Genomic DNA, 12,702 nt, shown 5'->3' on the forward strand with positions numbered 1-12,702 from the left:
TGGGCTATGCCGTGATCGAAACAAACAAGTTCGACGACTGGCGCCGCTTCGCCCGCGACGCCATCGGCATGCACTGCGACGACATGGCACCCGACACGATCCGCTTCCGCCTCGATGCCAACGAATGCCGCATCCTGCTGCAGCGGGGACCCGCCGAAGACGTCATCGCACTCGGCTGGCACCTCGACGACCACGCCACCTTCGACGAGATCAACCGCCGCGTCGCCGACCACGGCGTGCCGGCCGTCGAGGGCAGCGAGGAAGACGCGAAGCTGCGAGGGGTCGAGCGCTTCCTGCGCTTCCCCGGACCCAACGGACTCGCGCAGGAGATCTACACCACCGCCCGCACCGCACCCCTGCCCCTGCACATACCCGGCAGCGGATTCGTCACCGGCGCAGGCGGACTCGGCCACGTGGCGCTCATGACGAAGAAGCCGCAATACGTCCGGGGCTATTACAACCACGTCTTCGATGCGCGTCTGTCCGACTACATCGACGAGACCATCAACAGACTGAAGTTCAAGATCCGCTTCTTGCGGGTCAACGAACGCCACCACTCCGTGGCGATCGCGTCGGTGAATGCGTTGCCCATCAACCCGATTCGCACCCGAATCCAGCATGTCAATGTCCAAGTGGCCACGCTCGACGACATGGTCACGTCCTATCAGCGGGTGAAGGAAATGGGGTTCGAGATGGCTCTTTCGGTGGGTCAGCATACCAACGACAAGGAATTGTCCTACTATGCGATGACACCCTCGGGGTTCGAATGGGAGGTCGGGTGGAACCCGATCGTTGTCAATGAATCCACCTGGGAACCCATCACACACCAGGGCATCAGCATCTGGGGACACACCCCAGAAGGACAGACCGTGATCGACAAGCTCAATCAATTCGCAGTTGCCGCAAAGTCTTTGCTTCGTCATGAAGACATGGTTGCGGCGCTCAGTGCACCGCCGATCGCCGACGACTGACCGGCTCCCGCCGCGGGCAGCCCAGGCAGGCAACCGATTTCGGCGTCTCCGAGTGGTTAGCCGGCCGGTAGTGCGCATCCCATGAGCTGCACTACCGGCCGCTGGCTATGTGAGGACGAGCGCCCGGGTGTACCGGGGGCCGTCGTCCCTTAGAACCGCGGGTCCGGCCGGGAATTGACCCGAGCCACTTTCGATCCCCAGGAGATGAGCTCGGGGCTCGCGTCGTCGTTGGGGATCTGGCATTCGATCAGGACCGGGCCGCCCTTGTGGGCGCGGGCTTTGCCGATCGCATCGGCCAGTTCGGCGGCGGTGGTTGCCGTCAGCCCTATGCCGCCGCCGTCTTCGGCGTTGAAAACGTCGACCAGTCCGGCGTAATCCCAGTTCTTGTAGTAGTTGTACGGACCGTCGTGGATCGCCGACTCGATCACATACCCGCGGTTGTTGACCAAGAAAATCAGGACCTCTTGGCGGTGGCGGATCATGTTGGACACTTCCTGGGCGGTCAGCTGGAAGGACCCATCGCCGATTACTGAGACCAGGCGGCGGTCAGGCTCGAGGCCCATCGCATAACCGAAGCTGGCGGGCACGGACCAGCCGATGGAGCCCCACTGCATCTCGATTTCGAACCTCGCGCTGCCGGGCAGCCGCGTGTACATGCCGTTGAGCCACGAATCACCGGTTTCCACCAACAGGGTGGTCTTGGAGTCGAGGTCCTCCTCGATCTGACGCCACAGCTCGACCCGGCTCAGCGGAGCCGCGGGGTCGGCAGCCTCGCGGCGCGCCACCGAAGTCGTACCCCTGAGACGTTTGTACTGGGTCAGCGTCGCGTCGTTCGCCTGGACCTTCTTGGCAAGGTCGGACAGGAAGTCGGCCAGCGCGACGCCGGTGTATTCGGTGTCGCCGAACCGCACTCCCTGGGCCGTGGCGTTGATCAATCGCTGCCGCGGTGGCTCCGCGCTCCAGCCCACTGTCGTGTAGTCGTTGAACACCGGCCCGGCGGCCACGATGAGGTCGGACCAGTCGACGATGGCTTGGCACTGCGGGCTGCTGACCTCACCCCAGTAGATGCCCGCGTATTGCGGGTGGTCTTCGGGGAAGAAGCCCTTGGCGTTGGGCATGACCGCCACCGCGCAGCCGAGTGCTTCGGCCAGTTCACGGAACGCCTCGATGGCGCCATAGGGCCGCAGGTGAGCACCGGCCAGCAGAATCGGCTTTTTGGCATCCGCGATGAGGTCGGTGGCCCGACTGACGGCATCCGCCAGCATCCGCGCGTTGCTTACCTGCCCCGGCTGCAGCGTGGAGAATGGGGCCGGCGGAGAGCATGGTGCGGCCGACAGGTTGCACGGAATCTCGATGTAGGCGGGCTTGCGCTCGCGCAACGCGGTGCTGATCGCCTCATCGATCAGGGCGGGCGCGTTGGCTGGGTGCTGTATCCGGACCGCCACGCACGTCACCTGCCGAAACACCTCGTACTGAGCGGTGAAGTCGTGGGAACCCACCGTGTGGTGCAGGATGTGATTCTCACCTGCGTCGTTGGTGTTGGGGCTGGATGACACCATGATCACCGGCAGCCGTTCGGCGGCGGCGCCGGCCACACCGTTCAGCGCGGAATACGCGCCGACGTTGAAGGTGGTGAGCACGGCCCCGGCGCCGTTGACCCGGGCGTAGCCCTCGGCGGCATAGGCGGCGTTGAGCTCGTTGCAACACCCGATCTGCTCGACGTTCTTGTTCTCCAGCAGCTCATCGAGCAGGACAAGGTTGTAGTCCCCGGGGACCATGAAATAATGCTTCAGCCCGATCTGCTCGAACCGGGTCGCGAGGTATTTCCCCACGGTGAAGTCAGCCATGATTGTTGTGTTCCTCCTGCTTTGGGTCATCGACTTGGGCGATGATCACTCGGGTGCGTCGATCGGGACGACGTTGATCAGCTTCTTGTTGACGAATTCCTGGATGCCGAGGCTGGATAGTTCGTGCCCGTAGCCCGACAGCTTCACACCGCCGAACGGCAGGTCCGGCTTGGTCCACGTCGGGTGGTTGACGAACACCATGCCGGTCTCGATCCGCTTGGCTACCTCGACCCCGCGGTCGATGTCCTCGGTGAACACCGAACCGCCGAGCCCGAAGTGCGAGTCGTTGGCCAGCCGCACGGCATCGTCCTCGCTGGTCGCCCTGAAGAAGAGCGCCACTGGGCCGAAGAACTCCTGGTAGTACGCGGGGTTGTCCGGGGTCAGGTCGGTCAGGATGGTCGGCTGCACGAACGCGCCCGTGGTGGGCACCGGCTCGCCCAGTGGGATGGCCGTTGCGCCGGCTTCCACTGCCGCCTTGATCTTTTCGTGCAACTCGTCGGCGGCAACCTGACTCGACATGGGCGGCAGTGTGGTCGCCGCGTCAAACGGATCACCGGCTTGCAGGGCGGCCAGCGCGGCCTTGAACTTCTCCAAGAACTCGTCGGCGATTTCCTCCGCGACGATGATCCGCTTGGAGGCCACGCAGCATTGCCCGCCGTTGTTCATCCGGCCCCACACCGCCCAACGGACCGTCTTGTCCAGGTCGGCGTCGTCCAGCGCGATCAGTGCGTCCGAGCCGCCCAGCTCCATGGTGGACTTCTTGAGGTTCTTGCCGGCCCGCGCCGCGACGACAGAGCCGGCGCCCTCGCTGCCGGTCAGCGACACACCGCGCACCCGCGGGTCGTCGAGCAGCATGTTGATCTGATCCTTGGTGGCGAAGAGGTTGGTGTAGGCGCCCTCGGGGGCACCTGCCTCCAGCAGCAGTTGCTCGAAGGCGGCGGCCGCCTGCGGGACGTTGGAGGCGTGCTTGACCATGACCACATTGCCGGCCATCAGGTTCGGGGCCGCCACCCGCGCCAGCTGGTACAAGGGGAAGTTCCACGGCTGCACACCCAGGATCACCCCGAGCGGGGCGCTGATGAGCATTGCGTCGTCGTTGGCGCTGACCGTGTTGATGCGCTCGGGCGCCAGGAACTTCTCGGCGTTCTCCGCGTAGTAGTTGAAGATGTCTGCGCTCAGCGCAACTTCGCCCAAGCTCTCCGTGTAGAGCTTGCCCATCTCCAGCGTCAGCAGGCGGGCGAACTCATCGGGCCGCTCGGTGAGGATGGCTGCGGCACGGCGGCACACTGCGGCGCGCTCGGCGTACGACATCTGGCTCCAGGACTCAAAGGTCTTCTGCGCCTGCGCAAGAAGGTTCATCGCCTCCGCATCGGTCAGGTCGTCAAAAGTAGCCACGACCTGGTTGTTGTACGGGTTAACAGTATGGTATGCCATGATCTTTGCTCCATCTGTTTGTCACGCGGCTCTTCAGCCGCTGCTTGGGCGTCTTGCATTCGTTCCTGAACATCGCTCGTGCAAGCGATTCCGCGCAGGTGGGTCGCTGACGCGGTGTTGTTTTTCAGCATCCGGGTTCGGCGACAGCATGTCGTTACCGCCACCGCCAAACGGGCATACCTGCCAGCAGGTAAAAGTGCCCGGATTGGCGATCTTCGGGCGAATCGTCAGATGCTCTGGCTCACAAAATATTTCACGTTTCAGTTGATGCGGGTGAGTCTATCTGCATGCCTGCGCCGTTGGCCTTCTGGTGGAGTGACGGACCGTGAAATTCCAGCTAGCCGGTACACAGGATTGTGGGTGGCATGAAGCTGTTCACCGCCGAAGATGCCGACAATGGTGGCAGAGCGTTTCGAGCCCGACAGCAGGTCACCAAGAGGAAACGCGATTCAAGCGAAGGACAACGAGGACGTGAAGAACCTCAGAATTGCTCGGTCGGTAGCCACCGTGCTAGCTGTGGCGAGTGTCGGCTTGTCCGCCCTGCTGGTGCCTCCGGCGGCCGTGAACTTGGCCGACTGTCCTACGGGTTGGTACTGGGACAACGCGAGGCAAAACTGCCTCCCGCCTGGGTTGCCGAAGGATCCGCCCAACGGATGCCTTACCGGGGACGGCACGCATTTCAACGGCACCATCTGCGTCAATTAGCAACTGGCTAATCACTTCTGGGAATCAGCGATGCACATTGCAACTGTCGCCTTATCCACTCTTCTGGCTGTGGAGTTCGCATTCACGGGGATCATCAAGATCCTCGGCACCGGCACCGCACGCACCAATGCCGCGCATCTCGGCATTAGCTTGCGGCTCAGCCGCCTGATCGGTATCGCTGAACTCGCCGCTGTGGTGGGCCTGCTAGCCGGAATCGCCGTCAAACCTGTTGCCATCCTGACTGCCGCCGCGGTCCTAATCCTGATGGCCGGCGCCCTTGGTTACCACCTCAAGGCGCACGACAAGGGCGCCGTTCTACTTCCCGCAGCGATCACCGGACTGGCAGCCGCCGCCTTGGTGCTACTCACCATCGTGGCGTAAGACCACATCGTCCCAAACCTGAACCGATCCGGTCTGAGGATGATGCCGGGTTGGAAACGTTGTTTCGCAACGGAATTAGAGTTAAGGGCAGGCGCTTATGGCCGACCAAGCGGGCGGCCACGGCATCGGTGCGTCGCGGCGGCCCCGCGAGGTAGCAATGAGAACGCCCAAGCGCCACTGACGGAGTAGTGTTGCCGCAATAAATCCTGGGCGCTTGGCTGGATGAGGACGGTGGTTGCTGGTGGGCGATCGCCATCGCGCCGCGGACGCGTCGACGTCGTTGTGTGGGCGGCGACGCGAATGTGCGGCGCTGGATGGGCTGCTGGCTCGGGTGCGTGGTGGGCGCAGCGGCGTGCTGGTGTTGCGCGGGGAGGCGGGGATCGGCAAGTCGGCGCTGCTGGGTTATCTGACCGAGCAGGCGGCGGGCTTCGGGGTGGCGCGGTGCATGGGCGTCGAGTCGGAGATGGAGTTGGCCTTCACTGGGCTACATGACCTTTGCAAACCGATGCTCTCGTGCCTGGACGCGTTGGTTGAACCTCAGCGTGAGGCGCTCAGCGCGGCACTGGGTTTGGCGTCCGGGGAGCCGCCGGAATCGTTTTTGGTGGCGCTGGCGGCGCTGAACCTGTTGGCGCAGGCCGCCGAGGAGCGGCCGCTGCTGTGCATCGTCGATGACGTGCAGTGGTTGGATCAGGCCACCGCTCAGGTGCTGGGGTTTGTGGGGCGGCGGTTGCTGGCCGAGCCGGTGGGGCTGGTCTTTGCCGCCCGAACGACGGCGGCGTCGGAGGATCCGCTGGCGGGGTTGCCGGATCTGCGGTTGTCCGGGCTGGATGAGCAGTCGGCTCGCGCGCTGCTGGCATCGGTGACCACCGCCCGCCTCGATGAGAGCGTGCGTCGACGCATTCTGGAGGAAGCGCACGGAAACCCGCTGGCTTTACGGGAATTGGGCGTGGTGGATTTCGCGGGCGGGTTCGCGATGCCCGACAGCGGCAGCGTTCCGCGCCGTATCGAGGATCAGTATTTGACGCGGCTGCGCGGGTTGCCGCGGGGAACCCAGCGGCTGGTGTTGGTGGCCGCGGCCGATCCGGTCGGGGATCCGGCGCTGCTGGCGCGTGCGGCTCACGCGCTGGACCTGGATGTGGGCGCGCTGGAGCTGGCGGTCGATGCCGGGCTGCTGGACATCGGTGCGGGGGTGCGGTTTCGGCATCCGTTGCTGCGCTCGGCGGTGTATCGGGCCGCCGAGGTCGACGAGCAGCGGGCCGCGCACGCCGCGCTCGCGGAAGCGACCGACCCGCAGCTGGATCCGGATCGGCGGGCCTGGCATCGCGCCTCCGCGGCGGGTGCTGCCGATGAGGAGTTGGCCGCCGAGCTGATCGGGTCGGCCGATCGCGCGGCGCGCCGCGGCGGGGTGGCGGCGGCGGCGGCGTTTTGGGAACGCGCGGTGGCGCTGACCCCCGATCCGGGCCGGCGCGCGGCTCGCGCACTGGTTGCGGCCGAAGCCAAATACGCTGCCGGCGATTTCGCGGCCACCGGGAAACTGTTGGCAGCGGCCGACATTGGTGCCCTCGACGAGCACGGCCATGCGCGGGTCGAGCTCATGCGCGCGCGGATCGCCTTCAAGCTCAACCGCGGCGCCGATGCGCCATCACTTCTACTACACGCCGCGCAGCGCCTGCAGCCGCTGGATGCCGAGCTGGCGCGGCAGACCCTTCTGGAAGCACTCCTGGCCGCCATCTACGTCGGGCGCCTGGCGGATGGGTGCGGCCTAGCGGAGGTGGCGCGGGGGGCGAAATCCGTGCCGTTGGACCCTGAGCCGCTGCCGCATCCGCACATGCTGGTGCGCGGGCTTGCGGTACGGGCGCTCGACGGCTATGTCGCCGCCGCGCCGCTCCTCAAAGACGCGCTGCGCCAATACCTTGCCCAGCCACGGGAGCTGGATGTGCTGTGCCACCCGTACTGCGTAGTGGCTGCCGAGCTATGGGACGAGGAGGCCTGGTTTGATATTGCCAACGGTCAAGTACAGCTCGCGCGCTCCAGCGGCACCCTGAGTCGGCTTGTCGAAGCCCTCAACGGGCTGGCGGTGTTCAGCATCCATGTGGGCGAGCTCGCCCAAGCGGAGGCGCTGATATCGGAGGAGAAAAACATCCAACTGGGAATCACAGAACCCCTTACCTCTTACGCCGCGGTGCTGCTGGCGGCGTGGCGCGGAGACGCACCGCGCACAGCGGACTTCATCGATCAGATGATTGTCAGTGCGTCCAGCCGGGGTGAGGGCATGGCATTGACCTTCGTGGAGTATGCCCAGGCGGTGCTGTATAACGGCCTGGCCGACTATGAGCTGGCCGCTGTGGCGGCGCACAGCGCCAGCAGCGACGACAGGTTGCTCATACCGCATTGGCCGCTGCCCGAACTGGTGGAGGCTGCGATGCGAAGCGGGCAGCCGGCGCGTGCCGCCGCGGCGTGTGAGCGGTTGTCGGCGATGGCCGCGGCCAGCGGGACCGACAGCGCCCGTGGTGCGGCGGCGCTTGCGCGGGCACTGGTGGCCGACGGCGATATGGCCGAAGACCTCTACCGGGAGGCCATCGAGCTGCTCAGTCACACCCGGATGGCGTCCCACCTCGCGCGGGCGCGGCTATGTTACGGCGAGTGGCTGCGGTGCAACAATCGTCGCGCCGAGGCGAGCACACAGTTACGGGCCGCGTTTGACGCGTTTTCGGCCATGGGCGCCAACGCTTTTGCCGACCGCGCCCGCCGCGAGCTGGACGCGAGCGGGGAACAAGTACGCTCCCGACGTGACCTTCCAAGCGCCGAATTCACGCCGCAAGAGCATCAAATCGTCCAGCTCGCGCGGACACGGCGGACCAACCCAGAGATCGGCGCCGAACTGTTCCTGAGCGCACGCACCGTGGAATGGCATCTACGCAACATCTTCACCAAGCTCGGCATCAGCTCACGCCACGAACTCGACGCCGCCCTCACCCGCCGCGATCACCCACTCGCCGTGGCCACGGGAGACCGATAACCCGCTTACCATCGCGCATCAGCGGTTTCAGGCACGCGGCTGGCCGTAGACACAGCGGAGTCGAATTGGGCTGCGCCCCAGGACGAGCCGCCACGGGAATGTCCGCCGGATCCTCCGCGAGTGGTAAAGGGTATTGGTGGCGAAAACCGCTCGCACGTACGTAAACTGCGTTGCGGCTCAACGCATCTCTGCTCATCCGCGGTCGGCGGCCGGGGCCAGGCGGGCCACCCCGCGCAGGATCCACGGTGTCCGCCGGGCCATGACCTCCACGGCGCGATCCGACCGGCGCATCGCGGTGCGAGGGCCGGGGGTTGGCATTGACGCCAGTGCAGCCTCAGCCGTTCCCGCCCGCGCACCGCGCCGGTCGACCGCCAGCAGTTGCCAAGTGCCGGGCACTCCTCGCAGCTCGACGCTGCCGCGGTCGTCAAAGCCCGTGCCCGAGCCGATGACGAGGTCACGCACGGTGCGGGAGACGAGGATTTCGCCAGCGCCGGCATGCCCGAGTATCCGCGCGGCGACGTGTACGGCGATTCCGCCTATGTCCGCGTCGAGCAGTTCGCACTCGCCCGTATGGATGGCGGAGCGGATCCGGATGCCCAATGTCTCGGCGTCAGCGCGCAACGCCTCGGCGCAGCGGATGGCCTGCGTCGGGCCGTCGAACGTGGCGAGGTGGCCGTCGCCGGTGTTCTTGACCACCGTGCCTTCGAACCGTTGCGTGAGCTCGCTCGTGATTTCATCAAAGCGGTGCAGTACCGCACGCCACCGCTCGTCGCCCGCCGCCGCGGCGTGCTGTGTCGATTCGACCATGTCGGTGAACAACACGGTGCGCAGGGCGCGACGTGACTGTGGCGGCGCTGCATGGCTGCCGGTGAGGAACTCCTCGATCCGCTTTGTGGTCCTGTCGGAATCGGTGAACCAGGGCGCATGGTCCACGCCCTCGACCTCAAGCATCTGCGCCCCAGAGATGTGGTCGGCGAGGTATCGGCCATCCTGCACCGGCACCCCGGGGTCTCCGCGGGCATGGACGATGAGGGTTGGGATGGTGATCGTCGGCAGGATCGGCCGCACGTCGATCCCGAACGACGCTTCGACTGTGGCCCGTGCCATTCCGGGGCTCGCGCACATCCGCTCCAACATTCCGAGCTGGCGGATCGACCGAACCGACGGCACCAGACACTTGAGTGCCCTACCGTCGCCCCAATCTGAGCGGACAGCGTCGCCGAATTCCTGCCAGCGTACGATCTGCTGCGTCGACGGCGTGTAGTCCTCACCCAGTTCGCGAAGGATACGCGCCCGGACCTCGTCCGGGCCGCGATCTAAGTCGTCCCATTCAAGACCGCCTAAGTAGGCGTACGTGCCGTGGAGGATCAACGCCCGCGTTCGCTCCGGTCGTCGTGCCGCCAAGACAATGGCGGCCGGGCCACCCTCGCTCAAAGCGAAGAGGACGGCCTTTCCGAAGCCAACGGCGTCCATGACGGCCTCGATCTCGGCCGCTCGATCATCCACCGAGCGAACCTTCGGGACCGGGTCCGACAACCCGACCCCGGCCTTATCGAACATCACGACACGACAGAAGGTGCCGAGACGCTCGAAGAACGCCTTGAATTCGGGCAGCGTCCAAAACAGCTCGACGTGGCTGACGAACGCCCCGACGAAGACGAGCTCAACGGGCCCGTCGCCGAACACCTGATACGCCAGGCTCAGATCGCCGCAGGATGCGTACGACGTTTCCGCCACCGCATGAGCGTACTGCGGCCGGGCGCTAGCCGTCGCCGTGTCCAGTGCATCGCGCCCGGGCGTACGACAACGCGGCCATTTCCGCCTTCCTAGAAGTCTGCCGGGCGCTGATCCTCGGCCGCTGTGCAGTAGCAGGGTCAGGCGGCCAGGCGGGCAGGTCACCAGTCAGGCTGATGATCAGGTCGAAGGCGAGGCCCGCCGTCACGTTTGCAGTATGAGGAAAAATGTCGCCGCGCGATATCCGGAAATTCAAAAAGCAACGGCAGGGGCTTTGCTGAAGGTCCGAACGATACATACTGAACAGATGTCGCCCGGACGTCGGCGCTTTGCCCGCACATCAACGGCAGCGCGCCTATATGCATTGGTGAGGCCGTCGGCACTTGCGACGCCCGGCATTGCGTTTACCGTTGCGGCGGGGTTTCTGGTAGTCGAAGCCGTGCTGGTCGGTCTTCTGAAACAGGTGGACCCGCAAGACCCGGTCGGCATCGTCTATGCGGTTCTGATGGGTCTAGCCCTGGTGGGCAACTTCATCGCCGGTATCGTCGCAGCGGCCGCGGCAAGCGAGGATCGCCGCCGCGAGGCCGAGTTGTCGGCCGAACTGGCTCACTTGGTGCTGCGCGCAGGCGGTCTGCCGTCCGCCGCCGACGAAGTGGGCCGGCATCTTGCTGCTGCCTTGAACTTGCGGTTCGCGTCCGTGCAGTTGACGGATGCGACCGGCGAACACCGGCCCGGGGCAATTCCGCTTCATGACCACGACCTGGTACTGGGCGTAGTCGAGGTGCCCGACGATCTGCCACGCACGACGCGTCAACGCCTGCTCCGAGTGGTGCCGACCCTGGAAGCCTTGCTTGCCACCGCCCGTGACCGCGAGAACGTCAGCAACAGATTGATCGAAAGCCGTCAAAGACTGGAACAGTTCTTCGACCTGACCTCCGACCTCATGGTCATTTCCGATCAGGACAAATTGCTCCAGGTCAACCCGGCCTTCGTAGAAGCGCTGGGCTACACGGTGGACGACTTGGCGCCCGCCCTTTTCGAATTGGTGCCGCGGGAAGTCATGGATCGGCTGCGCGACCCGATCAACGAACCGGTCGATGACCGCGGACCCATTCGTTTCGAAAATCGGGCCACCACCCGCGATGGTTCTTCGCGATGGATCGAATGGAGCGTCGCGCCGCACCAAGGATTGTTTTATGCCGTCGGCCGCGATGTCACCGGGCAACGCGAAGAAGAAGAGCAGCTCCGCGAAACCCGGACCATGCTCGAGGCCAGCCGCGACACGCTGCGTGAGCTTGCCGAGCATCAGGCGGGGTTGCGGCGGGTGGCAACCCTGGTTGCACGTGGGGCCAATCCGGTGGAGGTGTTCGATGCCGTCTACTACGAAATGGCGAGATGCATGCACGTGACGGATGCTCAGCTGTCCCGCTACGAAGACGACAAGACGGCCACCATCCTCACCGCCCGGCACGAGCCGGGGATGCAGGACCTCTCCACTGGCACCCGCCTGACACTGGCGGACGACGAACTCCTGTCGAAGGTGTTGAGCACCGGCCAATCCGCCCGCCAAGGATCCGCCATCCGTACCGCACTTGGCGTTCCGGTCATTGTCGATGGCCAGATCTGGGGGGTGGTTTCGGCCGGCTCCGCGGAGCGGGAACCGCTGTCGTCCGATTCCGAGGCGCGCATCGCAGACTTCGCCGATCTGATCGCGACCGCGATCGCCAATACCGCGGCGCGCGAGCAACTGGATACCAGCCGGGAGCGCCTGCGTGCCAGCCGCGATCGCCTGCGTCAGCTCGCCCGGCATCAGACGGCGTTGCGCCGGGTGGCCGAACTGGTCGCCCGCGAGGCGGAGCCTGCCGAGGTGTTCAACGCGGTGGCCGAGGAGATGGCCAGTTGTCTGGACGCCTACAACGCAACGGTGGCCCGCTACGACGGCGATGCCATCGTCATTGCCGCTCTTGGACGCGTGGACCTTGAGATGCCGAACCCGCCGGCCGTCGGTGAGCGGTTCCCGCTGGACGGCGACCACGTCGCCGTGACGGTTCGGCGCACCGGCCGGCCCGCTCGGATGGACAGCCACGAGCATGCGGCGGGTGTTTCGGCCGCGCGCATCCGCAAGATGGGCATCGCATCCATGGTCGCGGTCCCGATCATGGTCGGGGCAGAGTTGTGGGGCGTGGCTGCCGTGGCCTCGCGGGGCGAGCCGCTGCCGGACGACACAGAGGTAGGCATCGCAGACTTCGCCGATCTGGTGGCAACCGCGATCGCCAATGCGGCGGCGCGCGAACAGCTGAATGCCAGCCGCGACAGCCTGCGTCAGCTGGCTCGACAGCAGACGGCATTGCGCCGGGTGGCCGAACTGGTCGCCCGCGAGGCGGAGCCGGCGGCGGTGTTCAACGCGGTGGCCGAGGAGATGGCCAGTTGCCTGGACGCCTACAACGCGACGGTGATCCGCCACGACGGCGACTTCCTCGTCATAGAGGCTATTGCAGCCCTGAACCAAGACCTGCCAAGCCCGCCGGCAGTTGGCGCGCGGTTACCGCTGGATGGCGACCACATCGCCCCAATGATTCTGCGCACCGGCCGGCCCGCCCGGATGGACAGC

Annotated in this window: 7 protein-coding genes; 4 read left to right on the top strand and 3 right to left on the bottom strand. The window is 65.6% G+C overall.

Annotated elements, in window-relative coordinates:
• A partial coding sequence (locus VKI00_RS05330; protein WP_324435965.1) for a VOC family protein occupies positions 1-971 on the top strand: 971 nt, incomplete at its 5' end.
• Positions 972-1,120: 149 nt separating this feature from the next.
• Here VKI00_RS05330 and VKI00_RS05335 read toward each other — a convergent pair.
• Positions 1,121-2,818 (bottom strand): alpha-keto acid decarboxylase family protein, encoded by a 1,698-nt coding sequence (locus tag VKI00_RS05335; RefSeq protein WP_324435966.1) that lies wholly within the window; start codon positions 2,816-2,818, stop codon positions 1,121-1,123.
• A gap of 45 nt (positions 2,819-2,863) precedes the next feature.
• The gene (locus VKI00_RS05340) at positions 2,864-4,252 is read right to left on the bottom strand and encodes an NAD-dependent succinate-semialdehyde dehydrogenase (RefSeq protein ID WP_324435967.1); all 1,389 of its coding nucleotides are present in this window, start codon (positions 4,250-4,252) and stop codon (positions 2,864-2,866) included.
• Between the two features lie 735 nt (positions 4,253-4,987).
• Between VKI00_RS05340 and VKI00_RS05345 the strand changes: the two genes are divergently transcribed.
• Positions 4,988-5,338 carry a DoxX family protein gene (locus VKI00_RS05345; RefSeq protein ID WP_324435968.1) on the top strand — a complete coding sequence of 117 codons (351 nt, stop codon included), beginning with the start codon at positions 4,988-4,990 and terminating at the stop codon, positions 5,336-5,338.
• A gap of 241 nt (positions 5,339-5,579) precedes the next feature.
• Positions 5,580-8,357, top strand: coding sequence for a LuxR family transcriptional regulator (locus VKI00_RS05350; RefSeq protein ID WP_324435969.1), 2,778 nt, complete (start codon positions 5,580-5,582; stop codon positions 8,355-8,357).
• 192 nt (positions 8,358-8,549) lie between these two features.
• Here the strand turns inward: VKI00_RS05350 and VKI00_RS05355 are convergent, their stop codons facing one another.
• A complete protein-coding gene (locus VKI00_RS05355) occupies positions 8,550-10,094 on the bottom strand; it encodes an adenylate/guanylate cyclase domain-containing protein (RefSeq protein ID WP_324435970.1) in 1,545 nt (514 codons plus the stop codon).
• Positions 10,095-10,398: 304 nt separating this feature from the next.
• Here VKI00_RS05355 and VKI00_RS05360 point away from each other — a divergent pair.
• A partial coding sequence (locus VKI00_RS05360; protein ID WP_324435971.1) for a GAF domain-containing protein occupies positions 10,399-12,702 on the top strand: 2,304 nt, incomplete at its 3' end.

The organism is Mycobacterium sp. (genome assembly GCF_035314665.1).
Lineage (GTDB): Bacteria > Actinomycetota > Actinomycetes > Mycobacteriales > Mycobacteriaceae > Mycobacterium.